The 26,458-nt window shown below is 48.4% G+C and carries 23 protein-coding genes; 3 read left to right on the plus strand and 20 right to left on the minus strand.

The window, feature by feature from the left end; all coding sequences use genetic code 11:
* Positions 1-172 precede the first annotated feature (172 nt).
* A complete protein-coding gene (yacG, locus tag JAO78_RS14820) occupies positions 173-412 on the plus strand; it encodes a DNA gyrase inhibitor YacG (protein ID WP_226752146.1) in 240 nt (79 codons plus the stop codon).
* A 186-nt stretch (positions 413-598) separates the two neighbouring features.
* Here the strand turns inward: yacG and mutT are convergent, their stop codons facing one another.
* Both mutT and secA read right to left on the minus strand, forming a co-directional pair.
* The gene (mutT, locus tag JAO78_RS14825; RefSeq protein ID WP_226752147.1) at positions 599-1,006 is read right to left on the minus strand and encodes an 8-oxo-dGTP diphosphatase MutT; all 408 of its coding nucleotides are present in this window, start codon (positions 1,004-1,006) and stop codon (positions 599-601) included.
* The gene (secA, locus tag JAO78_RS14830) at positions 990-3,710 is read right to left on the minus strand and encodes a preprotein translocase subunit SecA (RefSeq protein ID WP_226752148.1); all 2,721 of its coding nucleotides are present in this window, start codon (positions 3,708-3,710) and stop codon (positions 990-992) included. The genes mutT and secA overlap by 17 nt, the downstream gene beginning before the upstream one ends.
* A 220-nt stretch (positions 3,711-3,930) precedes the next feature.
* Here secA and JAO78_RS14835 point away from each other — a divergent pair, with 220 nt between their 5' ends.
* Positions 3,931-4,404 (plus strand): DUF721 domain-containing protein, encoded by a 474-nt coding sequence (locus tag JAO78_RS14835; RefSeq protein ID WP_226752149.1) that lies wholly within the window; start codon positions 3,931-3,933, stop codon positions 4,402-4,404.
* 241 nt (positions 4,405-4,645) lie between these two features.
* On the opposite strand, the gene lpxC is transcribed toward JAO78_RS14835, so the two are convergent.
* From lpxC to mraZ, 16 genes are all read right to left on the minus strand, one after another.
* Complete coding sequence (gene lpxC / locus JAO78_RS14840) at positions 4,646-5,557, minus strand: UDP-3-O-acyl-N-acetylglucosamine deacetylase (protein WP_226752150.1); 912 nt, start codon at positions 5,555-5,557, stop codon at positions 4,646-4,648.
* Positions 5,558-5,703: 146 nt separating this feature from the next.
* Entirely contained in the window at positions 5,704-6,867 is a 1,164-nt protein-coding gene (gene ftsZ / locus JAO78_RS14845) for a cell division protein FtsZ (protein ID WP_226752151.1), read from the minus strand.
* A 26-nt stretch (positions 6,868-6,893) separates the two neighbouring features.
* Complete coding sequence (ftsA, locus tag JAO78_RS14850) at positions 6,894-8,129, minus strand: cell division protein FtsA (RefSeq protein WP_226752152.1); 1,236 nt, start codon at positions 8,127-8,129, stop codon at positions 6,894-6,896.
* Positions 8,126-8,884 carry a cell division protein FtsQ/DivIB gene (locus tag JAO78_RS14855; RefSeq protein WP_226752153.1) on the minus strand — a complete coding sequence of 253 codons (759 nt, stop codon included), beginning with the start codon at positions 8,882-8,884 and terminating at the stop codon, positions 8,126-8,128. Before JAO78_RS14855 ends, ftsA begins: the two co-directional genes overlap by 4 nt.
* A 1-nt stretch (position 8,885) precedes the next feature.
* Positions 8,886-9,797 (minus strand): D-alanine--D-alanine ligase, encoded by a 912-nt coding sequence (locus JAO78_RS14860; RefSeq protein WP_226752154.1) that lies wholly within the window; start codon positions 9,795-9,797, stop codon positions 8,886-8,888.
* Positions 9,794-11,248 carry a UDP-N-acetylmuramate--L-alanine ligase gene (gene murC, locus JAO78_RS14865; protein ID WP_226752155.1) on the minus strand — a complete coding sequence of 485 codons (1,455 nt, stop codon included), beginning with the start codon at positions 11,246-11,248 and terminating at the stop codon, positions 9,794-9,796. Before murC ends, JAO78_RS14860 begins: the two co-directional genes overlap by 4 nt.
* Complete coding sequence (gene murG / locus JAO78_RS14870; RefSeq protein WP_226752156.1) at positions 11,245-12,330, minus strand: undecaprenyldiphospho-muramoylpentapeptide beta-N-acetylglucosaminyltransferase; 1,086 nt, start codon at positions 12,328-12,330, stop codon at positions 11,245-11,247. The genes murC and murG overlap by 4 nt, the downstream gene beginning before the upstream one ends.
* Positions 12,323-13,525, minus strand: a complete 1,203-nt coding sequence (gene ftsW / locus JAO78_RS14875) for a cell division protein FtsW (RefSeq protein WP_236128900.1) — start codon at positions 13,523-13,525, stop codon at positions 12,323-12,325. Before ftsW ends, murG begins: the two co-directional genes overlap by 8 nt.
* Positions 13,522-14,850, minus strand: a complete 1,329-nt coding sequence (gene murD / locus JAO78_RS14880; protein ID WP_226752157.1) for a UDP-N-acetylmuramoyl-L-alanine--D-glutamate ligase — start codon at positions 14,848-14,850, stop codon at positions 13,522-13,524. The genes ftsW and murD overlap by 4 nt, the downstream gene beginning before the upstream one ends.
* Positions 14,851-14,854: 4 nt before the next feature.
* On the minus strand, positions 14,855-15,937 hold the full coding sequence (gene mraY, locus JAO78_RS14885; protein ID WP_226752158.1) for a phospho-N-acetylmuramoyl-pentapeptide-transferase: 1,083 nt from the start codon (positions 15,935-15,937) through the stop codon (positions 14,855-14,857).
* Complete coding sequence (locus JAO78_RS14890; protein WP_226752159.1) at positions 15,931-17,310, minus strand: UDP-N-acetylmuramoyl-tripeptide--D-alanyl-D-alanine ligase; 1,380 nt, start codon at positions 17,308-17,310, stop codon at positions 15,931-15,933. The genes mraY and JAO78_RS14890 overlap by 7 nt, the downstream gene beginning before the upstream one ends.
* Positions 17,307-18,764, minus strand: coding sequence for a UDP-N-acetylmuramoyl-L-alanyl-D-glutamate--2,6-diaminopimelate ligase (locus JAO78_RS14895; RefSeq protein ID WP_226752160.1), 1,458 nt, complete (start codon positions 18,762-18,764; stop codon positions 17,307-17,309). The genes JAO78_RS14890 and JAO78_RS14895 overlap by 4 nt, the downstream gene beginning before the upstream one ends.
* On the minus strand, positions 18,754-20,505 hold the full coding sequence (locus tag JAO78_RS14900) for a penicillin-binding transpeptidase domain-containing protein (protein ID WP_226752161.1): 1,752 nt from the start codon (positions 20,503-20,505) through the stop codon (positions 18,754-18,756). The genes JAO78_RS14895 and JAO78_RS14900 overlap by 11 nt, the downstream gene beginning before the upstream one ends.
* On the minus strand, positions 20,502-20,810 hold the full coding sequence (gene ftsL / locus JAO78_RS14905; RefSeq protein ID WP_226752162.1) for a cell division protein FtsL: 309 nt from the start codon (positions 20,808-20,810) through the stop codon (positions 20,502-20,504). Before ftsL ends, JAO78_RS14900 begins: the two co-directional genes overlap by 4 nt.
* Positions 20,807-21,748 (minus strand): 16S rRNA (cytosine(1402)-N(4))-methyltransferase RsmH, encoded by a 942-nt coding sequence (rsmH, locus tag JAO78_RS14910; protein ID WP_226752163.1) that lies wholly within the window; start codon positions 21,746-21,748, stop codon positions 20,807-20,809. Before rsmH ends, ftsL begins: the two co-directional genes overlap by 4 nt.
* Positions 21,749-22,213 carry a division/cell wall cluster transcriptional repressor MraZ gene (mraZ, locus tag JAO78_RS14915; protein WP_226752164.1) on the minus strand — a complete coding sequence of 155 codons (465 nt, stop codon included), beginning with the start codon at positions 22,211-22,213 and terminating at the stop codon, positions 21,749-21,751.
* A 359-nt stretch (positions 22,214-22,572) separates the two neighbouring features.
* On the opposite strand from mraZ, the gene JAO78_RS14920 reads away from it, so the two are divergent.
* Positions 22,573-23,418, plus strand: a complete 846-nt coding sequence (locus JAO78_RS14920) for a MurR/RpiR family transcriptional regulator (protein WP_226752165.1) — start codon at positions 22,573-22,575, stop codon at positions 23,416-23,418.
* A 367-nt stretch (positions 23,419-23,785) separates the two neighbouring features.
* Here the strand turns inward: JAO78_RS14920 and JAO78_RS14925 are convergent, their stop codons facing one another.
* Together JAO78_RS14925 and JAO78_RS14930 are read right to left on the minus strand one after the other, a co-directional pair.
* The gene (locus JAO78_RS14925; RefSeq protein WP_226752166.1) at positions 23,786-24,892 is read right to left on the minus strand and encodes a dipeptide epimerase; all 1,107 of its coding nucleotides are present in this window, start codon (positions 24,890-24,892) and stop codon (positions 23,786-23,788) included.
* An 11-nt stretch (positions 24,893-24,903) separates the two neighbouring features.
* Positions 24,904-26,298 carry an SH3 domain-containing protein gene (locus JAO78_RS14930; RefSeq protein ID WP_226752167.1) on the minus strand — a complete coding sequence of 465 codons (1,395 nt, stop codon included), beginning with the start codon at positions 26,296-26,298 and terminating at the stop codon, positions 24,904-24,906.
* Positions 26,299-26,458: the final 160 nt, after the last annotated feature.

Consider the following 26,458-nt stretch of genomic DNA (forward strand, 5'->3'; position numbering starts at 1 on the left):
TTTAATACAACTAATATCGCAAGCTTTTACTTGCCGCCGTCATTTTTTAATCTGGCCTGCAGATAAGTTTTCTGGCTGAGCCTAACGCATATAGAGCTGATCTGTTACAATCCACGTGTGTTTATTGTTGCTGCTACAGATCTCGCAGCAGCCGCCGTTAGAGGAGCCCTGCATGACCACTACAATTCAATGTCCTACCTGTAAAACGCCGGTTATTTGGCAACCTGAATCGGTATTTCGCCCTTTTTGTAGCGAACGCTGTAAGTTAATCGACTTAGGTGATTGGGCCGCAGAAAATCATCGTATTCCCGATAAAATGCCGATTGATGCAGCGTTATCAGAAGCGTATTTAGCAGAATTAGAACAAGAGATGATGGCGCAGGATAATCAGTTTTTTAAAAATACAGATTAATGAAAATGCGCTTAACTCAGTGCACAGTGAAGCAGTAGCTTAGCTGTGCGTGTTGAGTTTTGAGTTTTGAGTGTTGAGTGTTGAGTGTTGAGTGTTGAGTGTTGAGTGTTGAGTGTTGAGTGTTGAGTTTTGAGTTTTGAGTTTTGAGTTTTGAGTTTTGAGTTTTGAGTTTTGAGTTTTGAGATATTAGAGAAAGTGTTGTTGCAGATGTTCAACAATTGGCTGATTGGCATCGGGCAGTGCAATAGTATCAAGCTCACTGATAGCAAACCACTTTACTGCTTGCCCTTCTAAGCCTTGCGGCTCACCACTAAACTCAGTAACTAAACGAATATCCAAAAACACTTCACGCTCTGGATATTGATAACGCAATTGCAGCAAAGGGGAACTGGCCTGCACTGTAATACCAATTTCTTCGGCTAATTCGCGAACCAAGGCGTGCTCTGTTAACTCACCTTGTTCCAGCTTTCCGCCTGGAAACTCCCATTTACCCCCTTGATGCTGTGATGCTTTGCGCAAGGCAAGCAACACCTGCTGTTGGCGTACAATCACGCCAACAGCCACATGCAACACCGACTTAGCTAAGTTGGCCATGACAGTGCTTGTATTTTTTACCTGAACCACAAGGACAGGCGTCATTACGACCTACTTTAGCGCCGTCACGTATCACTGGGGCAGCGTTTTGCATACCTTCTGGTAAATCACTTGCTAACGACTCGGCATCCGCATGTTGATAGTTGTGCGGTACGTTGTCAGCTTGACGGCGTTGCTCTTCAACTGCTTCAACATCTTCTGCCGCTTTCACTTGCACGCGACTAAGAATACCAATCACATCCAGTTTCAGTGCTTCCAACATGTTGGTGAATAACTCAAAAGATTCGCGCTTATATTCTTGCTTCGGATTCTTCTGCGCATAACCACGTAGGTTGATCGCTTGACGCAAGTGATCCATCGCCGCCAAATGCTCTTTCCAGTGTGTATCTAAACTTTGTAACATAATGGCTTTTTCAAACTGACGTAGCACTTGTGGGCCAACCATCTGTTCTTTTGAATTGTAAGACGCGCTCACTTCTGCTTGAATACGCTCACGTAGCTTCTCTTCAAACAGCTTTTTGTCATCCGCTAACCATTGGCTAATCGGCAATGCCACGCCAAAGTCGGCTTGCAGACGCTGCTCTAAACCAGGGATATCCCACATTTCGTCCATAGACTGTGGCGGGATATAGTCATTAATCATGCTGTTAACAACGTCATCACGAATGGCATGAATGGTTTCGCTAATATCGTCGGCATCTAACAAGTCATTACGTTGCTCATACACCACTTTACGTTGGTCATTAGCTACGTCATCAAACTCCAGTAACTGCTTACGAATATCAAAGTTACGCGCTTCCACTTTACGTTGTGCGTTTTCAATGGCACGACTGACCCAAGGGTGCTCGATAGCTTCACCTGGCGCCATACCAATACGGCGCATCATTGCCGCCATCCGATCTGAGGCGAAAATCCGCATCAAGGCATCTTCTAGCGATAAGTAAAAACGGGAAATGCCTGGGTCACCTTGACGACCGGCACGACCACGTAACTGGTTATCAATACGACGCGATTCGTGACGCTCAGTACCAATGATATGCAAACCACCGGCTGCAATCACGGCATCATGGCGTTTCTGCCATTCTGCTTTCGCTGCCGCAACCACTTCGGCATCCGCATCGGCACCTAAGGCTTGTAATTCACTTTGCCAACTGCCGCCTAACACGATATCGGTACCACGACCCGCCATGTTTGTGGCGATAGTGACCGTGCCTGGACGACCGGCATCAGCAATAATTTGTGCTTCGTTAGCGTGAAACTTAGCGTTTAATACTTGGTGGGTAATTTTGGCTTTGTTCAGTAACGTTGATAAGTATTCTGAGCTTTCAATTGACGCCGTACCTACCAACACAGGGCGGCCAGTATCGCGAGCGGTTTTCACATCTTCGATAATGGCGTTGTATTTATCTTCAGCCGTTAAATACACTAAATCGGCCAGATCTTGGCGTACCATCGGCTTGTTGGTCGGTACCACTATGGTTTCTAAACCATAAATTTGTTGGAACTCAAACGCTTCGGTATCAGCAGTACCGGTCATACCGCCTAATTTGTCATATAAGCGGAAATAATTTTGGAAAGTAATAGAGGCCAGCGTTTGGTTTTCGTTTTGAATGCGCACGCCTTCTTTAGCTTCTACCGCTTGGTGTAAGCCTTCAGACCAACGGCGGCCTTCCATTGTCCGGCCCGTGTGCTCATCGACAATAACAATATCGCCATCTTTTACAACGTAATCAACATCGCGTTTAAACAACTGGTGCGCACGTAAAGCAGCATACACATGGTGCAGTAGCGTAATATTTGCAGCAGAGAATAAGGTGTCATGTTCGCCAATCATGCCGCGCTCTCGCAACATGTTTTCGACTTGAATTTGACCCGCTTCCGTTAAGTACACCTGACGCGCTTTTTCATCCACAGTAAAGTGGCCATCACCGTGTTTATCTTCTTCGTCTTCTTTTTCTTGGCGCACTAACTCGGGCACTAGCACGTTAATCTTTTTATACAGCTCAGAGCTGTCTTCGGCGGGACCGGAGATAATCAGTGGTGTCCGCGCTTCATCGATCAGGATTGAATCCACCTCATCGATAATGGCAAAGGCCAGATCGCGCTGTACACGTTCTTGTGGCGAGAACGCCATGTTGTCACGTAGATAGTCGAAACCGAATTCATTATTGGTGCCGTAAGTGATATCGGCGGCATAGGCTTTTTGCTTTTCTGGGTGTGCCATGCCGGGCACGTTAACACCCACAGTTAAGCCTAAGAAGGTAAACAGCGGCTCGTTAGTTTGCGCATCGCGTTTTGCCAGGTAATCGTTAACGGTAATAACATGTACCGACTTGCCACTCAGAGCATTTAGGTAAGCAGGCAAAGTGGCCGTTAAGGTTTTACCTTCACCGGTACGCATTTCCGAGATTTTACCTTGATGCAGCACCATACCACCGACCAGTTGCACATCAAAGTGACGCATGTCAAACACGCGCTTACTGGCTTCGCGCACGGTGGCGAAGGCTTCAGGCAGAATGTCGTCTAAGGTCGCGCCGTCTTGTACGCGCTGTTTAAATTCGCTGGTTTTCGTTTTTAATTGTTCATCACTCAGCTTTTCGTATTCCGCTTCCAGCGCATTGATTTGCTGTACCTGTTTTTTTAATTTTTTTAAGAAACGGTCATTACGGCTACCAATTAATTTGGCAAAAAATTTTCCAAACATTATCCAGATACCATTTTAAGTTAAAGCTGCAATGCAGCCCTGGCCATGCCAGTATTATCGTCAGTGTGAGGTCTGGCTTAATGCTCAGACATGGGCCAAAGTAAACAGGATATGGTGATGGTTTATCCTGCTTTCAAGGGCAGTGGCTACTGCTACTGCCGCAGCCTAAAAACTGTTACACTTTGTGCGTTGTTTTACTATTCCAAACAGGCTGCTGCAAATGAAACGTTATAGCCATAAACCAGAAGATTTAACTAAACTTTTTAGTCATAGCACTCTGGCTGGCGTGCAACAGCAGTTTCAATTAATCGGTAAACTTAATGAAGAATTGTGTCAGATCCTGCAATTAACACAACTCACCTCTTGTCAGGTCGCAACCATTAAAGAGGGGCGAGCGATTATTTTATGTAGTTCGGCAGCCTGGGCTACGCGACTAAAAATGCAACGCGTCGCCATTCTAGACAATTTCCGCAAAAAAATCTTGCCTGAATTAGCAGGGATTGATATCGACGTGTCGCCGGTAGGCCAAACAAAGCCATTACAGGTGCAAGAGCAGCCGGTAAAACCGTATTGTGCGACATTAAGTGACGATACCCGATTGCAGTTACAACAGGCTGCTGCGCAAACCGATGGGCCAGTGCAACAAGCCTTACAACGCCTGTTGCGCAATATGCCCGATAACACACCGCGCTAAAGGCAACGCTTACAACCCATCAAGTCAGATAACTAAATTGCAGACGAAAAAAAAGCCGCTAAGCGGTAATGCCGATCAGTTAAGTATTTACCATGACGCGGTTTGCTCACATCAACACGCCAAGAATCATCCCTGAGGCTCCTTTCCGGCCATCCATGGCCTTCAACGGTTGATTTAGAGCAAACAGGTCATGTTAACTGACTTGCATTGCGTTTAGCGGCTTTCTTAGGGCTTAGTAGCCCTAGGCAAGTTGTGGTGCCAAGAACGATATCGGCATTTCTGCTTTATCTTCGAAGGTCACAAATTCCCAGTTTTCTTGCTTGGCCAATACCGCTGATAACAGTTGGTTATTTAAACCATGACCTGTTTTATACGAACGGAACTCACCTAAAATACTGTGGCCAGCCATGTAAAGATCGCCGATGGCATCTAACATCTTGTGCTTAATAAACTCATCGTCATAACGCAGGCCATCTTGGTTTAACACGCGGAACTCATCGAGCACCACCGCGTTATCCATGCTGCCACCCAGCGCTAAATTGTTAGCACGTAAAAATTCAACTTCGTGCAGGAAGCCGAAAGTACGCGCACGGCTGATTTCTTTAATAAAGCTGGCGGCTGAAAACTCCATCACCACGTGTTGCGTGGTTTCTGAAATGATCGGGTGATTAAAGTTAATGGCAAAATCTAACTTAAAGCCATTGTGGGGCTTAAATTCTGCCCATTTATCACCGTCTTCTACCCGAACCGTTTGTTTAATGCGAATAAACTTCTTCGCTAAACGCTGCTCGGCAATACCCGCTTCTAATAACAAATAGACAAATGGGTTGGCGCTGCCGTCCATAATAGGGATTTCTGCTGAATCAACATCAATAACTAAGTTATCAATGCCCAGGCCAGCAATCGCGGCCATTAAATGCTCAGTGGTAGATAACCGCACACCCTGTTCGTTAATCAAACAGGTACACATTACAGTATCGCCCACTAACGAAGGGGTGATTTTGAAATCGACTACCGGAGACAAGTCTACACGCCGGAATACAATACCGGTATTGTCAGGTGCAGGTCGGAGAGTAAGCGTAACCTTTTCACCTTTGTGTAAACCCACACCGACAGAGCTAACAGTCTGTTGAATGGTACGTTGTTTAATCATAAGTTTTTCCTGCTCAATTAGTAAGCAATCATAAACGGGCGCGCAGCATAGCACATCACTAATAGTATGCCAATTATTAGCTTAACAGCGGATGAATCTCATCTGCTTGACTATGTCCACTTTACACTGTCGCAAAGCGACAGCGATTAATCAGCCTGTTTTCTTAAAAACGCTGGGATATCGAAAATATCGATGCCGCCTTTTGCTTCTGCCTGTGGCTTAGTTTGTGGCAACTCTTCACGTTGTGCCGCAACCGCAGGAGCCGGTTGACGCACAGCATTACCGTGTTGAACATAACTGGTAGTAACAGGTTCAGCGCGATGCGTTGGCACTAAGCTGATATCTGGGCGACGATCCGCACCGATACCGGTAGCCACCACAGTAACACGTAATTCGTCATGCATTTCTGGGTCAATCACGGCACCCACTACCACGGTTGCATTTTCAGAAGCGAAAGCTTTGACGGCATTACCGACAATTTCAAACTCTTCAATGCTGATATCTAAACCGGCGGTAATGTTTACCAAAATACCCTTCGCACCTGATAAATCGATATCTTCTAACAGTGGGCTAGAAATCGCTTGTTCAGCGGCTTCTTCAGCACGGTCAGGACCACTGGCGCGGCCAGTACCCATCATGGCAGTGCCCATTTCTGACATCACAGTACGTACGTCGGCGAAGTCAACGTTGATCAAACCTGGACGCGTAATAAGTTCAGCAATGCCCTGCACGGCACCCAGTAACACGTTATTAGCGGCTTTAAAGGCATCCAGTAAGCTAGTGCCTTTACCTAATACTTTTAATAACTTATCGTTAGGAATAGTAATTAACGAGTCAACATGTTTGCTTAACTCTAAAATACCTTCATCAGCATAAGCCGTACGCTTTTTACCTTCGAATGGGAAAGGTTTCGTCACAACCGCAACAGTCAGAATACCCAACTCACGCGCCACTTCCGCAACGATAGGTGCAGCACCTGTACCCGTACCACCGCCCATGCCGGCTGCGATAAAGATCATATCCGCGCCTTGTAGGGTTTTCTTGATAGTTTCACGATCTTCTTCTGCCGAACGACGACCAATTTCTGGATTCGCACCCGCACCTAAACCTTTGGTTACACTGGCACCCAGTTGTAAGGTGACGTTGGCAGAGGAATTACGTAGTGCTTGGGCATCGGTATTCGCCGCCACAAACTCTACGCCTTCAATATTGCTAGCAACCATATATTCCACGGCGTTACCACCGCCACCACCAACACCAATAACTTTAATGACCGCTTCTTGGTTGTGGTTTTCCATTAACTCAAACATAGCTCTCTCTCCGTTTTTACGCTTACTTAAAACTGACCATTGAACCAGCTGCTAATTTTTTTAAAAAAGCTGCTGACTGAATCACGGCTTTGACTGGCTGCCTTGTTTTGGCTGCGCACGTCCTTGCCATAGAGTAACAAGCCAATGACGCTGGCGTAGGCCGGGTCATTAACATATTCTTTTAAACCAGTGATGTGCATCGGATAACCGATCCGCACCGGCATCTGGAAAATATCTTCGGCAAATTCGACCGCACCTTCCATTTTGGAGGTGCCTCCGGTTAACACTAAACCGGCAGCAATTTGCTCTTCTAAACCACTGGAGCGAATTTCTTCTTGCACCAGTTCAAATAATTCTTGGTAACGCGGTTCGACCACTTCCGCTAAGGTATGACGCGACATAGATCGCGCAGCTCGCCCCCCCACACTGGGTACTTCGATGCTTTCTTCTTTACCCACCATGCTGCGCAGCGCGCAAGCATACTGCACTTTGATCTCTTCCGCATGACTAATTGGTGTACGGAAAATTTTCGCGATATCACTGGTTACCTGATTGCCCGCTACCGGGATGACTGCCGTGTGGCGTAAGGCGCCATTGGTGAAGATCGAAATATCGATAGTGCCACCGCCGATATCCACCACGCAGACCCCTAACTCTTTTTCGTCGTCGGTTAACACGGCATAACTTGATGCCAGCGACGAGAAAATAAGCTGATCAACATGTAAGCCACAACGCTCGACACACTTCTCAATATTCTTCGCCATATCGTTTGCACAAGTAATAATGTGTGCCCGCGCTTCCATCCGAACGCCTGACATACCTACTGGGCTTTTAATGCCCTCTTGCATGTCGACTGAAAACTCTTGAGGTAAGACATGCAACATGCGACGCTCGGCGGAAATGGGTACCGATTTCGCTGCATGGATCACATTGGCCACGTCTTCGTTGGTCACTTCGGTATCGTTAATCGGCACCATGCCACTCTCGTTTTGGCAACGAATATGCTTACCGGTAATACCTAAATACACTGACGATACTTGGCAATCCGCCATTAACTCGGCTTCATTGATCGCGCGCTGTACTGCCTGCACCACCAAGTTCAAGTCGTTAACGCCGCCTTTATCCATGCCACGCGAAACGTGGGTGCCAACACCCACGATGCTCAGCTGATTGTCTGCGGTAATTTCGCCCACAACCGCCTTAATCTGGGCAGTACCGATATCCAAGCCTACAATCAAATCCCGCTCTAATGACTTTGTCATGTTTTTCTCTTTGTCTCTGTTGCACCATAGCGCACGGCAATACCCGTGTCATAACGTAAATCTACTTCCACCATGGCGGCGTTTATCTTGTGTTGCTGCATGGTGGGATACAACTCAACAAACCGCTGAAGCCGCTTTAATGATTCTTCCCTGCCCAGTTGCAGCTGTAAGCCATCGGCTAATTCTAGGCGCCAAGCAAAACGCTCGGTTAACCAAATTTGCCGCACACTAAACTCATGTAACTGCAGCAATTGCTGCATATTAGTAAACATGTTCAGGGCATCCTGCGCTGAGCCTTCTGGCCCATGCAATAGGGGTAGCGAAGTGGTCAGCTGTTCGAGTGGGGCATCAAACACCACCCCTTTGTTGTTGATCAGCTGCTCTGAATTCCACACCGCGACCGGTTGCTGCTCTGTCACCACCACCACCAAGGTATCAGGCCATTGTTTGCGCACGGCGACCTGATAAACCCAATGTTGTTGTTGCAGGAACTGCTGCACCTGATCCACGTTCACTCTAAAAAAGTTACCGACATATTCCTGTTGAATGCGCTGCTGTAACGCTTTGGCATCCAAATGTTGAAAATTGCCATACAACTTCACTTGTGAAATCGGTACACTTTGTTGATCTTGTACCCATTGCACTAACTTCACCGTTAAATAACCTAAAAACACTAACGAGCAGCCAAAAAACACCAGCCCCGCGATAAAAGCGGCTCGGCTAGGTGTAGCTGGGACGGTCGCAGTGTTCGTCATACTAGCGGCGCGCCGACTCAGCTTGCGTTAAAATCGCCAGCACTAACTGTTGAAAACTGTAACCGGCGGCTTTCGCTGCCATAGGCACTAACGACTTTTCTGTCATGCCCGGTACGGTGTTCACTTCTAATAAATAAAATTGACCTTGCTGGTCCAGCATTAAATCAACCCGGCCCCAACCTGACGCGCCCACGGCTTGAAAAGCCGCTAAAGCGGTTTTTTGTATTGCTTGTGTCAGCTCTGCCGTTAATGGCGCAGGGCATAAATATTCGGTGCTATTGGCCTGATACTTCGCTTCGTAATCATAAAAGGAGCGTGGGGTGCGCATCTCAACAATCGGCAATACCGCACCATTTAAGATAGCAATAGTAAATTCACGCCCTTCAATCCAGCGCTCGACTAAGACCTCTTCGTCATATTGATGGGCTGTTGCAATAGCTTGCGCTAACTCTTCAGCCGTGACTGCCACGCTCATGCCAATGCTTGAGCCTTCATTGGCAGGCTTAACCATCACTTTGCCACCAAGTTCCGCTAGCATCGCGGCGTAATCTTCAGTGCCTGGCCTGGCTACAGCAAAAGCTGCTGTTGGTAATCCTTGGGCTTGAAACAACCATTTACAGCGAATTTTATCCATCGCTAAGGCAGAACCCAGCACACCGCTACCGGTATAAGGCAAGCCGCGCTGCTCTAAAGCGCCTTGCATCACGCCGTCTTCGCCGCCGCGCCCGTGTAACACAATAAACACTTTATCGGCGTCGAGGCTGCTTAAATCTTCTTGTTGTGGGTCAAATGCAAAGGCATTAACGCCAGCATCTAATAATGACGCTAACACCGCTTTGCCAGAACGTAACGACACTTCACGCTCAGCTGAAGAACCGCCAAACATCACCGCTACTTTTGCGTTTTGGCTCATACCGCAGCTCCCTTAGTCGCTTTTAATTGTTCGATATTTAATCCCAAAGCACTCAGTTGTTTTACTAAGGTGCCGATATTGCCCGCGCCCTGCGTTAACACCACATCCCCGTCTTGCAGCACATCGGCTAAACAAGCGGCTAAATCGCTTGGCTGCGCCACATAGATGGGTTCTAACTGGCCTCGCGCTCGAATAGAACGCGCTAAACTACGGCTATCGGCCCCGGCAATTGGCGCTTCGCCTGCAGCATAGACTTCCAATAATAATAAGGTGTCAACTTCAGACAGTACCCGAGCAAAATCATCATACAGATCACGGGTACGGGTATAACGATGTGGCTGATAACACATCACCAAACGTCGTTCTGGCCAAGCATTGCGCACCGCCGCAACGGTAGCGGCAACTTCGGTTGGGTGATGACCGTAATCGTCGAGCAAGATAGCTTTGCCACGACCGGTGTCAAATTCACCATACTGTTGAAAACGCCGACCAATGCCTTCAAATTTACTTAACGCCGCTAAAATCGCCGGTTCCGCTATGCCTTCGTCTTGCGCTAAAGCAAAAGCAGCGGTGGCATTTAACGCATTGTGCTTGCCTGGCAAATTTAGGATCACTTGCCGGGTTTGACCTTGAGCATCACGAATACTGAACTGCGTGCGTGTGCCAGACTGCTGAAAATCGCTGATTTGAAAGTCGGCATCTTCACTAAAACCATAGGTCAGCACCGTGCGACCTATGCGCGGGATCAAGTCACGTAATACGGGGTCATCTAAACAAATTACCGCCATGCCATAAAACGGCAGATTATGTAAAAACTCTAAATAGGTGGCTTTTAGCTTTTCAAAGTCACCTTGATAGGTGTCCATGTGATCCGCTTCAATATTGGTGATCACCGTTGCCATCGGTTGCAAATGTAAAAACGAGGCATCGCTTTCATCGGCTTCGGCAATTAAATAACGCCCCGCCCCTAAGCGCGCATTGGAACCGGCAGAATTTAACAAGCCGCCAATTACGAAAGTGGGATCGGCACCGGCTTCAGCAAAAATTGAGGCGAGTAAGCTGGTCGTCGTGGTTTTGCCATGCGTGCCCGCAATAGCAATACCATGGCGAAACCGCATTAATTCACCGAGCATTTCGGCACGGCGCACCACAGGAATGCGTAACTCGCGCGCGGCTTGCACTTCAGCATTGTCGTTTTTAATGGCGCTAGAAACAACGACAACACTGGCGCCTTGAATATTTTCAGCGCTGTGGCCAAAAAATAATTCTGCACCTAGGCTGCGCAATCTGTCGGTGACGGTGTTCGGCGCGATATCCGAGCCGGAAACCTTATAACCTTCATTGACTAATACTTCGGCAATACCGCCCATGCCGGCACCGCCAATGCCTACAAAGTGAATGCGTTCAACCCGGCGCATCGCCAGTTTTTTCTGTTGTGGCGTGGTAATCATACTGCTTGTCCTGTTACTTGCCGACATACTGCTACTACTGCGGTAGTCGCATTGTCTCGTGCCTGCAGCCTGGCATTTTGCGCAAACTGCTGCAGCACACTTTTATCTGTTAAACACGGCGTCAATAATGGCACTATGCCTGTTTTGATGAGTTCCGACTGCGGTAATAACCAGCCCGCGTCAGCACTGGTTAAACTGCGGGCATTGGCGGTTTGGTGATCATCAATCGCGCTGGGCAGCGGTACAAAGATTGCGGCAACGCCAACGGCGGCCACTTCGCTGACAGTCAAGGCACCGGCACGACAAATCACCACATCAGCCCAACGATAAGCCGCTAACATACTGTCGATAAAGGCACTGACCTGCACCGACACACCCTTTGCTTGTAATGGCTGGTAAGCGGCTTGCACTTGCGCCAGCATGGCTTCGCCCGTTTGATGCCAAATCGCGATCTCACCTTGTGCGGCCAGCATGCTAAATTGCTCTGGTAACTGCTCGTTTAAGGCTTTCGCGCCTAAACTGCCGCCGACCACTAAAATATTGAGCGGCGGCTCACTTGTACGCGGCTGGCGACAAGCAATCAGTTCTGCCCGCACCGGATTGCCCACCACCTGTTGTTTAGCTGAGTTGGCAAACGCGGCCGGAAACGCCACTAACACCTGCTTGGCTAAACGCGCCAGTAATTTATTAGTGCTACCAGCAACGGCATTTTGTTCATGGATCAATAAAGGCACACCGGCTAACCAAGCAGCCACGCCACCGGGGCCACTCGCATAACCACCAAAGCCAATCACTAAGCTCGGTTTTACCTGCTGGACCACTTGCCGTGCCTGTCGGATCGCCCGCCACACCATCAACGGCGCATGCACAATGCTGCGCCAGCCTTTACCACGTAAACCCGCCACTTGGATGGCATGAAATGCCCAGCCAAAACTCGGCACTAAACGCGCTTCCATCCGATCTGCGGTGCCAAGCCAAGCAATCTCCCAGCCTTCAGCATGCAACGCTTTAGCTACTGCCTGTGCTGGGAAAATGTGGCCACCCGTGCCACCGGCCATAATCAACGCTAGCGGTTTAGTCATGCTTACCCCCGCTAACGGCCTGCTTGCCTTGCATCCGTACTTCAAAGTCAATGCGCAGCAATAAAGCGGCAGCCATTAACATGATGATTAAGCTACTGCCACCGTAACTGACAAAAGGTAAAGTCATCCCCTTGGTTGGTAACATACCGCTGGCCATACCGGCGTTTACGGCGGTTTGAAAACCAATCCAAATGGCTAAGGCATAGGCTAAGAAACCGTGGAAACTCATGCCTTTTTGTAAAGCACGATTACCCATCATCAGCGCACGAAACACGAGCAAGAACAACAAACTTAGTAACGCTGCCACCCCCAGAAAACCGGTTTCTTCGCCAATAACAGCAATAATAAAGTCGGTGTGCGCCTCGGGCAGATATTCTAATTTTTGAATACTGTTACCCAAACCTTGGCCAAACCAGCCACCGCGACCAAAAGCCATTAACGACTGGGTTAACTGATAACCACTGCCAAAGGGATCTGCCCAAGGGTCAAGGAAGGCCGTGACCCGACGCCAGCGGTATTCACTGTAAAAAATCAGCACGCCCACTGCGGCGATACCGGTAAGAATTAACGCGATAAATTGCCACAAGCGCGCACCGGCTAAAAACAATAGCACCACGGCAGTGGCGAACATCACAATCACGGTGCCTAAGTCAGGCTGCATTAACAGCAGCACTGCAAAAATAAATAGCATGATTAATGGCTTAAGAAAGCCCATTAAGTTCTCACGTACTTCTTCATGCCGCCGTACTAAATAACTGGCTAAATACACAAAGAAATACAATTTAGCCGGTTCAGCCGCCTGAATGTTGATGGGGCCTAACGCTAACCAACGGGTGGAACCGTTGACATTTTTACCAAACAATAACACGGCCACCAGTAACGCTAAGGCGGCAAATAACAGCTGCATATTGTAGTTATGCCAAAAGCTGATGGGTAAACGCATCACGACCAAGGTCGCGCCTAAACCAATGAACATATACACTAAATGGCGCAGCGTGAAATGCAGCGGATTGTCAAATAAACGTTCAGCCACCGGAATAGAGGCACTGGTTACCATCACTAACCCCAGTGTCAGGATTAACAACAGTACGGTTAAAAACATACTGTCGTAATTACCCTGATCTTTACTCTGCCACCAAGCATCAAAGCGAGGTAACGGATTAAAACGACCACCCAGTAAAGCGGCTTTAATCATTTCAGCTCCTTTACTGCTCTGGCAAACTGTTCGCCGCGGTCAACGTAGCTTTTAAACATGTCTAAACTGGCGCAGGCTGGCGACAACAACACCATATCGCCGGCTTTGGCCATGCTAGCCGCCACGGACACTGCCTGTTGTAACGTTTTAACTTGCACGCTATCGGCTTTTAACGCTGCAATGGCCGGGCCGTCTTGACCTAAGGTAATTAGCTGATCGACGTCTTGTTGCAACACGCTTTGCAGCTCTTGTACGTCGGCACCTTTGGCATCACCGCCGGCAATCAAAATAAGCTTACCGCGGATCCCTGGCCGCAAACCGGCTAAGGCCGCTAAGGTTGCGCCAATGTTGGTGCCTTTTGAATCATTCACCCAGCGCACGCCATTAAGCTCGGTCACCAACTCACAACGATGCGCTAAACCGCTAAAAGTACGCAAAGTGGCCGCTAAGGCTGCACGAGAAGCCCCCGCCGCTAAGGCTAAAGCCGCAGCCGCTAGCGCATTAAATTGGTTGTGCTCGCCAAACAGGCTCATCTCAGCGACGGGCAATAACGGCTCACCCTCTACTAGCAACCAAGGCGCTTGCTGATGCTGCACAATGCCATAACCACTGGTGTTTGGTTTTAAACTCAGTGCCAAGCCAGCTTGCGACTGAGCGGGTTGCGTCATGCGGTCATCCGCATTGTAAATAGCTAATTGGCTATGCCGATGAATACGCTGTTTGGCTGCCGCATACTCGGCAATGGTGTTATACCGATCCAAGTGGTCAGCGCTAATGTTTAAATTCACACTGGCAACGACCGCTAAGCTATCGGTAGTTTCTAATTGAAAGCTGGATAACTCCAACACAAACACTTCAGCATCACTGTGGTTGATCGCTTCTAATACCGGTAAACCGATATTGCCGGCCGCAACTGCTTTAATACCGCTTTGCTGCAACATGGCCGTAGTCAACATGGTCACAGTCGACTTGCCATTAGAGCCGGTGATCGCCAAGACCGGCTTGTGGTTGAAATGCGCAAACAGCTCAACATCACCAATAATCTTAGCGCCTTGTAACCGAGCAAAACGCAAGGCCGGATGCTTCACCGACAAACCCGGGCTGACGATAATCAGTTCCATCTGCGCCAGTCTATTGGCGTCTAACTCACCTAAGTAGATACCGTCTACTTTCTCAACCGGAATCTGCTCTAGGCCAGCGGGTTGTTTGCGGGTATCCATCAATACCGGCTTGATCCCTTGTGCAAGTAAAAAGCGTACGGTCGCCAGGCCAGAAAGACCGAGCCCCACTACTGCAATTCGTTTTGCTGTTAGGATACTTTGCATGCTGTTATCTCAGTTTCAGGGTGGCGAGGCCAACCAGCACAAAAATGATCGATAAGATCCAGAAACGCACAATAACGCGCGGCTCTGGCCAGCCCTTTAATTCGTAATGATGATGAATAGGTGCCATACGGAAAATGCGTTGTTTACGCAGTTTGTAAGAGCCAACCTGCAGGATCACCGACAGGGTTTCCATTACGAAAATTCCGCCCATGATAAACAGCACGATCTCTTGGCGCACCAAAATGGCGATCACACCTAGCACCGCACCTAATGCCAACGAGCCGACATCGCCCATGAAAACCAAAGCCGGATAAGTGTTAAACCACAAGAAACCTAAACCCGCACCAATCAGCGCGGCACAAAACACCACTAACTCACCGGCATAGGGTAAATAAGGAATATTTAAATAACTGGCAAAGTTTACGTTACCACTGGCATAAGCAATGATGGCAAAAGCGCCCGCTACCATAATGGTCGGCACTATCGCTAAACCATCTAAGCCGTCAGTTAGGTTAACGGCATTACTGGTGCCAACAATGACGAAGTAACTAAGAGCAATAAATAATAAACCCAGTTGCGGCATCACATCTTTAAGAAAGGGCACGAGCAGTGCGGTTTCAGCTGGCCGCTCTGCGGTGCTATACAAGAAAATGGCGGTAATAAGGGCGAATACGGATTGCCATAGGTATTTCCAGCGCGCGATTAAACCACGGGGATCTTTTCGGATCACCTTACGATAATCATCGATAAAGCCGATAGCACCAAAGCTGACGAGTACAAATATCACCACCCAAACGTATTTGTTGGCCAAATTAGCCCACAGCAGCGTAGAGATTAACACTGAACCAAGGATCAAAATGCCGCCCATCGTAGGCGTGCCTTTTTTCGAGAAATGACTCTCTGGGCCATCATTACGAACCACTTGACCAATTTGCATGCGCTGCAGCGCCGCAATCAGCTTAGGCCCTAAATAAAGGCTTAATAATAAAGAGGTTAACACACCTAAAATGGCGCGAAATGTCAGATAACTAAAGACATTAAAACCGCTGTAATATTGTGTTAGATATTCTGCTAACCAGACTAACATGCTGGGATCTCCTGCTGACAACGTTCTAGCAAGTCTTGTACTACTAATTCCATCTTCGCACTGCGCGAACCTTTAACCAGCAGTGTCACTGCCGTTTCGGCTGCAATAATGGGCAGCAATTGCGTAATGAGCGTTTGCCGTTGGCTGAAATGTGCTCCTTGCTGTTTGAACACATCACTGGCGCTCTGTGATAACACACCGACAGTGAACAACAGATTAATCCCAGCCGCTTTGGCATATTCACCGATTTCTTCGTGATATAAACGCGCATTGGTGCCAAGCTCACCCATGTCTCCGAGGATCAACCCCCGAAAGCCACTGTAACTGGCCAATAAGTCAATGGCGGCTTTTACCGACTCGACATTAGCGTTGTAGGTGTCATCGATAATTTTTAGCGTTGAGCTAACCTGGATCAGATTAGTGCGCCCTTTCACAGCACGCATTTTTGCTAAACCTTGCTGTACCTGCTGCGAACTGATACCAATAGCGATGGCAGCTGCCGCGGCGGCAAGGGCGTTAGCAACATTATGACGCCCTGGCACGGTTAAACTTATTGGCAGCTGTTCTGTTGGCGTGTGCAACGTAAAATGCGCACAGCCGAGGCTGTCTAATTGCACTGCTGCAGCATAAAAATCGGCTTGTGGCTTATCGACGCTAAAGGTCAGGCAGGGTAAATGTGCCACCTGGGTGAGCCAGAAATCACTGTAATCACTATCTAAAGAGATGACCGCCGTACCTGACGCAGGAATACCTTGATAAATTTCTGCTTTAGCGCGAGCAACACCGGCAATATCGCCAAAGCCTTCTAAATGTGAAGCGGCAGCATTAGTAATTAACGCTACATCGGGTTTCACCAAAGCCGTGGTATACGCAATTTCGCCATGATGATTGGCGCCCAGCTCCATCACCGCGTAGCGATGTGCTGCCGTTAAGCGTAATAAGGTGAGCGGCACACCGATGTCATTATTGAAATTACCCGAGGTTGCTAACACCTCGGCTTGCTCACTTAAAATAGCCGCCAGCATTTCTTTTACGGTGGTTTTACCGGCACTGCCCGTCACGGCGATGGTTTTAGGCGCTAAGCGTGCTTTTAAAGCGGCAGCAAACTGGCCTAAGGCTATGCGCCCGTCGGGGACTAAAATATAAGGCACATCCACCGGCGGTACTTCACTACAAATTAACGCCACTGCACCTTTACTGACGACATCAGCTAAAAAGTGATTGGCATCAAAGTTCGCCCCTTTTAAAGCAATAAATAACGCGGCACCGCTTAATGTTCGGCTATCCGTACTGACTGAATCGATTTGCACATCAGCACCCTGCCAGGTGGTACCCAGCATTTGAGCTATCTCTGATAAATTAAGCGTGATCATGATGCCATCTCCGCCACCAATTGTTGAACATAGGCTCTTTCATCGTAATGCAGTACTTGGTTACCGATGATTTGTTCTGTTTCATGGCCTTTACCCGCCACCAAAATAATGTCGCCCTGTTGCGCTTCTGCAATGGCTAACTTGATGGCGGCGCGGCGATCCGGTTCGATGGTATAGTTGCTTTGCGGATGCATACCCGCAGCAATATCTTGCAAAATCAGTAAAGGATCTTCGCTACGTGGGTTATCCGACGTGAGAATAATATGATCGGCTAATTGTTCTGCCAGCTGCCCCATGATGGGCCGCTTACCTTTGTCACGATCACCACCACAGCCAAATACCGCCCATAGATGATTATCACAATGCTGACGCAAGGCCCGTAGTGTTTGATCCAAGGCATCAGGTGTGTGAGCGTAATCGACTACCACCGTCGCACCGGTTTTTAGGCTGTATTGTTCCATGCGCCCAGCCACCGGTTGCAATAAAGCGGCTACCGCAATCAAGTCAGACAGGGAATGGCCCAAGGCCTGTAAACACTTCACGGCAGCCAGCGCGTTTTGCACATTAAATTCACCCAGCAACGGCAAATTTAACTCGTAGCTTTTAGCGGCATACTTCAACTGACAATAAGTACCGTGGGCTTTTGGGCTTAAACGTTGGTAGCTCAATGCCTGCACATCCGATTTACAATCAATACTGGCACCATAAGCATGCACAGGGATCTGCATTTGCTCGGCGTAATGACGACCGGTTTCATCCGATAAATTCACAATGGCCAGCATGCTTTGCTCAGGTTTGAACAAAAGCGCTTTTGCCGCAGCATAAGCGGGCATACTGCCGTGGTAATCTAAATGATCACGACTTAAATTGGTAAACACTGCCGCCGCAAAATGCAAACCGGCCACGCGCTTTTGAACTAACGCATGCGAGGACACTTCCATTGCCACTAAACGCACACCTTTGCTGACCATTTCCGCCAGAATGCGTTGAATATCGACAAAGTGCGGCGTGGTGTTTTTTAAGGGCGTAAGCTGTTGCCAGTTGCCGTAACCTAGGGTGCCAATTACCGCGCTCTTGACACCAAGCTCGCCAGCAAGCTGGGCAATAAAGCTACTTACTGACGATTTGCCATTGGTGCCGGTCACGCCAATTAATGTCAGTTGCTGTTGTGGCTGGCCATAAAAGTCAGCTGCCAATTTCGGTAACACCATATTCAGCCGTGGTATGGTCAACACCCGACTATCACTCGAATGGGCGTTTTCCGTCAGTACTAAGGCGGCGCCTTGAGCCAAGGCCTTATCAATAAATAAACTGCCATCTGTGGTTGTGCCGGGTAAAGCAATAAACACATCGCCAGGCATCACGTCGCGGCTATCAATGCGTAAGTGCTGCAACTCTAAAGACGGCACTTCACTGAGGTAATTCGCTAACCAACGTTGACTATTAACCGGCATTTTGACCTCCACGAACCGCGGTGATCCTTGGGCGGCTCTGTCCATCTGGTGGCAAGTTCAGCAGCTGCATCGCTGCTCCCATAATATTGGCAAACACTGGGGCAGCGATCTCGCCACCATGGTAAAAATCACCGGCAGGTTCGTTAATCACCACCACACAGGCTAACCGCGGTTGACTGATGGGGCCGACACCGGCAAAAGAAGCGATATAATCATCGCCATAACCGCCGGCGACCGCTTTACGGGCCGTACCTGTTTTACCGCCTACGCGATAACCGGGCACCTGTGCACGAGTTGCCGTGCCGCCAGGACCGATATTGGCTTCCATCATTTCCAGCATAGCCAGCGCAAACTCTTCTTTTAATACCCGTTCGCCCAGCTCTGGTTCCGTTTGTTTAATGATACTCAGTGGCCGATTAATACCGCCATTCGCCATGGTGGCGTAAGCACGCGCCAGTTGCACAGCGGTTACCGATAAGCCATAGCCGTAAGAAAAGGTAGCGCGTTCAAAGTCAGACCAACGCTGGCGGAAACTAAAAATACCGGTGCTTTCACCAATAATGGAAGCGCCCGACTCTTGGCCTAACCCCATATTGTGATACAAACCAATCACATGTTGATGCGGCACTTCTAAAACTAAGCGCGCTACCCCCATGTTGCTCGATTTTTGAATAATACCGGTGAGATCTAAGCGATTGTAATTAGAGGGATCGCGCACCCAACTGCCACCAATTCGCATAAAACCAGGGCTAACATCCACTATCGTATCTAAATTGGCCGAGCCAAACTCTAAAGCGCTTAAGACCGCTAACGGCTTCATGGTAGAACCCGGTTCAAAGGTGTCGGTAATGGCCCTATTACGAAAACGATGGATAGGCGTATTACGGCGGTTATTCGGGTTAAATGAGGGGCTATTGACCATGGCTAAAATTTCGCCGGTTTGCACGTCAACCACCACTGCAGAGCCAGACGCAGCGCCATTGGATAACACCGCTTTTTTCAATTCACGATAAGCTACCGCTTGAATGCGTTGATCGATGCTCAGCACCACGGTGGCCGATTCGGTCGCTTGCTCGCGCTCTAATACTTCAATTTCACGGCCTTTGGCGTCTTTACGATAAACCTTGCGACCCGCTGTTCCGGTGAGTAAATCATTAAAACGTTTTTCAATACCTTCTACGCCAACGTCATCGACATTGGTAAAACCGATTAACTGCGCGGCGACTTCACCAGCAGGATAATAGCGACGCGATTCTTGGCGAAAATGAATACCGGGCACGCGCAGCTTACGCACATAATCGACCACTGCCGGATTAACTTGGCGCTGTAAATAAACAAAACGCCGCTGCGGGTTATCACCGATGCGGCTAAGAAGTTGCTGCGGGCTCAGTTGCAGAATTTCTGCTAGCGCATGCCAACGCCGCTCATCCCCTGGCGCGTTGCGCTCCAGTACTTCTTTAGGATCTGCCCAAATGGCCTCTACCGGAACACTGACCGCTAATGCTTCGCCATGACGATCGAGGATCATACCGCGCATCACTTTGTCAGATTCCACGCGTAAACTGCGCAAGTCACCTTGAGTAACCAGCATATCCGGCTCCAGCACTTGTAACCAAGCGGCCCGCGCAACCAGGGCTACAAACACCGCGCTAATACTGACCAGCACAAAAGCAAAACGCCAGCAGAGTACGGCGGGTTGCGTTCTGGTTTTTGCTTGGGCCTTTCTTACCGGGCGTTTCATTGTAATTTCACCGTAATATCACGATCGCCCGTAGGGCGTTGCATATTCAGTTGTTGCCGCGCAATCTCTTCTACTCGGCTGTGTTCGGCTAACGCGCGTTGCTCTAACAGCAAATTGCGCCATTCGGTATCGAGCTGATCACGTTGTTGATAATTTAAGTCCTGCTGGATCGTTAATTGCCGGTTTAAATGCGACATTTGCACTACCGCAAGGGCAGACAGCAAACACGCCAACAACAACGCGATAACTAACTTGCGTTGTTGCAGTTCCTGGGCAATGATTTTGATCAGCTGGACTTGTTTCATAGCGCCTGCCTCTCCGCGATACGCAACACCGCACTTCGTGAGCGCGGATTCGCAGCCAGCTCAGCGGCAGAGGGCATAATCGCTTTACCAATTAAGCGCAGCGGGATCGCCTTGTATAACTGAGCATCCGTTAACGGTAAGCCACGTGGCACCGGTTCAGGTTTGGAATGGCGACGCATAAATTGTTTAACTAGGCGATCTTCTAACGAATGAAAGCTGATCACACAAAGTCGGCCGCCAGGCTTTAACGCCGCCATTGCGCCCTGTAACGCTAAATTCACCTGCTCCAATTCACTGTTAACGTAAATACGAATGGCCTGAAAACTGCGGGTTGCAGGGTGCTTTTTCTCTTTCGGGCTTTTCGGCACCACATTGCTAATTAAATTAGCCAGCTCACTGGTGCGAGTGAGGGGTTGCTCAGCACGGTGGGCAACGATGGCATTAGCAATACGCCACGCTGATTTCTCTTCACCGTATTCCCGCAGCACAAAAGTAATGTCTTCGACATCGGCATGGGCTAACCACTGAGCTGCAGATAAGCCATTTGTAGGGTCCATCCGCATATCCAGCGGACCATCGCGCATAAAACTAAAACCTCGTTCAGCTTCGTCTAATTGTGGGGAAGACACGCCAAGGTCCAGTAAAATGCCATCGATTTTGCCGAAAATGTTTTGTTGTTCGGCGATATTTGCCAGGGCGGCGAAGGGGCTATGGGTGATGTGAAAACGCGCATCAGCGAGCAGTGGGGCTGCAGCAGCAATGGCGGAAGGATCGCGATCAATAGCGAATAAGCGGCCATTAGGCCCTAACGCTTGTATTATTTCTCTACTGTGACCGCCACGGCCGAAGGTGCCATCTAAATAGATGCCATCAGCCTTGATTGCCAGGCCTGCTAACGTTTCCGCTAGCAGTACCGAGATATGTGGACTTGTGGTCATTTACAGTACAAAATCCTGTAATCGTTCTGATAACTCCACAGTACCGGCTTCTGCTTGCTCCAGCTCAATATCCGCTGCAAGCCGCTCTTGCCAGGCTGCTTCATCCCAGATTTCAAATTTATTTAATTGGCCCACCAAACGGATGTTTTTCGTTAATCCAGCATGTTGCCGCAATGAAGCTGGCAACAAAATACGGCTGCTTTTATCCATATCACAGTCGGTGGCATTGCCCAGTAATAACCGCTGTAAACGGCGTTCCTGAGGATTTAAGCTTGAGAGAGATTTCAGTTTTTCTTCTATTTCTTCCCACTCAGCTAGCGGAAATAGCAACAAACAGGGATCGTGCAAATCGATGGTGCAAATCATTTGGCCCTGAAATTCAGACATAAGGCGTTCACGGTAACGCGCTGGAAGCGCTAACCGGCCCTTTTCGTCTAATGTCAGTGTAAATGATCCACGAAACATCTTAGTTTGCCCGCCTTAAGAGTTTGCGTTGCTCGAGTAAAGTATCAGAGACGACAAAAAGGGGTGCCAGCTACCACTATCACCACAAATTTACCAAAATGATCCACAATTACCCACATATCCCCACAACGAGACAGTTTAGGGTGCCGCTTCCGCTGCTGTCAAGGTAAAAACACCGGCAAAGATCGAATAAGATCGAGCTAAAATAAGCGCTCTAGCGAAGTGGATGATTTTCGTAGGAAATTCCTTTTGCGCAGAGTGAAGCTGCGTGCTTGCTATTGCGGAATAATTTATTCAATATAAATTTACATTAGCTATCACCCTGGCAGCGTCTTTGCCGGTGTTTAAGGGCAAAAACCATGCTAAGTCTATTGAAAATTCAAGGAATGTTGGACCAGTTGTCCGTTAGCGAGCGGAAACTCGCTGACTTTATTTTAGATAATTCGCATTTAATGCGTGATTATTCATCTCAACAATTGGCAGACGCCGTTGGCATTAGCCAGTCTAGCGTGGTGAAGTTTTGTCAAAAATTAGGGTACAAAGGCTATCCCGATTTAAAACTGGCCATCACCGAAGCCGTAGTGACCGCATCGACCCTACAACGTGAACAACAAGACGTAAATACGGCACTCGGTAGCGTAGCGCAGCTCGCCGAACAATTGCAGTTAGGGCTGACACAAAGCTTTCGCAATCTGCTGAGTATTAATAGCGAAAAAACCTTGAAACAAGCCGCTCGGTTATTAGATAAAGCCGATTGCATTTTATTAGCGGGTTGCGGCCACTCTGCCGTTGTCGCCGCCGATATGCAATGCCGCTTACTTGAACTGGGCAAACTGGGCTTGTATCACAGCGATCCGGCATTAATTTTACAACTGGCACGCACCCTCACACCTAATAGCGTGCTACTGTTAATCTCAGACAGTGGTCAAAATGCGGATATTTTGCGGTTAGAAGTGTTTGCCAGACAGCGCAAACTTAAGATTATCTCGTTAACACGTTATCAAACCAGTGCGCAAAGCGCGGGAGCGGATTTGCAATTATTCACGCTGGGCAGTGAAACCGACGAGCAGCTGCAACAGTTAATTACACAACAAGCGCAGCAGCACCTCTGTCATTTATTGTATTTAATGCTATGTCAGCAGCCCGCTAACCGGCAACAGCTAGCGGACCATAACCAAGTCATGGGTTTACTGGAAAAGCATTAACGCTCATAGGGCTTGTTGACGTTTGCGGTTTAGATTTTGTTCGTTTGGCGGTGCTTTGCTCGCGAAACGAGGAGTGTAGTTTAGTTATTCTAAATAAACGACGAGTGAAGCTACCGCGTCCTGCTCTCGCCCCTGACCTACATCCATGTAGGCCACAAAGAGCAAAACATCGCCAGACGAACCCTTCGGGCAGCGTGTGGCTGGCATTTCGACTGCGTTATACGAAATATATCCTATATTTCGCCTTCGGCCAGCAGAGCTGTTCCCGTTTGTTCCATACAAACGGGTCGCTTGTTTATGTAGAATAACTACACGGCACAAGCTCTGCCTTGTATAAATACCAGCCACTCAGCTGCAAAAACAACCCTCAAACGTCAACAAGCCCTAACATCTGCAAGCCTTGAATATCCGTGATGCCCAAGCCTGGGGCATCACCAATAATAATATCCGCTTCATTAAAGGTAACACTGCTGGTGACCGGGTTAAAGGCACACAGTGACGGCCCATCTAGGTCAATCTTGGTGATCACATCGGCTTTCGCTACGGCCACATGCACCGCTGCCGCCACACTAATGCTCGATTCCAGCATACAGCCAATCATACATTGCATATCATAAAACGAGCAGATATCAGCAATCTTGATGGCATTAGAAATACCGCCCGTTTTCATCAACTTAATATTGATAATATCGGCCGCACGCATTTTGATCAGTTCAATCACTTCACGTGGCCCAAAACCGCTTTCATCGGCCATTACCGGCGTATGTACGCGCTCGGTAATATACTTTAGACCTTCCAGATCATAGTATTTCACCGGCTGTTCGATTAGCTCTAGCCTTACACCGGCATCTTCTAACTTATGCAGGGCATACACTGCTTCTTTCGCGGTCCAACCTTGGTTAGCATCTAAGCGGATCAACGCCTTACCTGCCACAGCGTTATAAATTGCTTTTACCCGCTCGATATCGACCCCAATATCTTTGCCCACTTTCACTTTCAGCGTTTCAAAACCTCGGGCGACAGCATCCAAGGAATCGGCCACCATTTTATCGATGTAATCGACACTGATGGTAATGTCCGTCGTCAGTTTAGGTACACCGCCACCTAGTAACTTGTATAACGGCGTTTTATATTGCTGGGCAAATAAGTCATACACGGCCATTTCCACTGCCGCCTTCGCACTGTAGTTTTTCATAATACAGTTTTGAATAATGCGGATCAGATGGTTTAAATCACTGATGTCTTGGCCAACCAATTTGGGCTTCATTACCGTGCGGATCGCCCCGATTATCGAATCATGAATATCACCCGTGATAACGGCCGTGGCCGGAGCTTCACCATAACCACGATGCCCCGTATCAGTCTCGATAATGACAATCACATCTTCAATTTCATTCACCGTGCGCAACGCGGTTTTAAAAGGTGTCTTTAATGGCACCTTCAGCATACCCAAACGGATATCGGTAATTTTCATAATAACCTCAGTTAACGCAACGATTTAATAGCATAAATACGATCCAGATAGCTCTGCTCAGCACTGAGATACAGCGGTGCCAAGGGCGTGACGGATACACTGTTTAAGGTGCCACGATAAAATTCGCCAGCGGCATTAACATAAGCCAGATCAAATACCGCATGGATCACGAAGGGTTCGCCCGCACTTTCACCTAAATACAACATGACATGACCAGGACGATAAATAAAATCGCCTATTTGCGCCCGCTTAATCGCCTGTAGCTTAGTGTTATGGCTGCTTTGTTCAGTAAAACGCACATTTTGACCAAATTCACCATAGCCTTGCTGACCTGAGTTACGCGGCATCAGCAAGCCAAAGGTGCGGAAAATATCCACCAAAAAACCGGTGCAGTCGACGCCGTTATAGTCGTAACCCCAACCATAGCGCTGACCTAAGTATTTAAAAGCTTGCCGCACAATATGCTCGGTGCTGTAAGGCAAATATCCAATATGCACATCTTGACTGCGCGCCAGCAACGCCGGCACTAACTGTAACTGCCCTTTGGCGTTACGTGTGGGTAATTGCACGATATAGCTCGCATGCGGATTTTGACCATAGAGGTTATGCCCCACTGCAGCGGCGGATAATAGCGGCAAGCGGGTGCCCATATCCAGCTGTAATTCAGAGATCTGCGGTTGATTCGGTACATAATTACTAAAAGCACGCGCGCCGGTAACCACTAAAAAAGGCGCTTGCTCAACATAAGCCAGTACCTGTTGTCGAGGCGCCAGCGCCAGTGCCTCTGTCGCCACCCAACCGCTATAGTGGTAGTTTTGCACTAAAGACCAGTGACCGTTGGCGCTTTGATGTAACACCGCCACCGGCTCACCGACAAACAAGGCGGTTTCTTGTAAACGATTTAAATCTAACGACATGCTGTCGTTAAAAACCCGCAGCGTGGTTGGCATGGCTAACAAAGCACTGCGCTTCGTTACCAAGGCAAATTGTGTGCTGGTGTTTTCCGCAACACCGGCACGATTCACTTGTTGCTGGATGGGCGCCCAATCGTTTTCTTGCAGCGGTTTGCCATCGGCAAAAAAACGCGGTGACTGCGGTATAGCACTTACCTGTTCGATCACCTTGAGCAGCTCAGCCCGACTAAACTGCAGCGGAATATCCGCTATCGGAGTCATTTCAGCTTGCTGGGCAAAGGTTTTGGCATTTTGCTGCACAATTTGACTGGGGGTAAGTAACAATTCAGCAGCATTGGGCTGCTTCGCTAACCAATATTCTGGCGACAAATGCTCGACTTTTAACAGGGGAATATCTGACGTGAAATGTTCTGTCGCAGCACTACTTAAGCCACTTATCAGCAGCAATAAGCCGCCCGCGAAAGCATATCTTAAAGCTAAAAAACCACGCATTTGCTTGACTCTCGGTCATCAAGGAATGAAATATTCCAGATATTATTAATTTTTAGCATAAATTATTTTCAAAACCAACAAAAGATTGCTATGTTAAATTTGTGCAGAAATCAAACATCCCTGCACAGCGCCGCAAGGCTTAAGCAGCGCAACGTTATAA

It is taken from the genome of Alishewanella maricola (assembly GCF_016343785.1).
GTDB lineage: Bacteria > Pseudomonadota > Gammaproteobacteria > Enterobacterales > Alteromonadaceae > Alishewanella > Alishewanella maricola.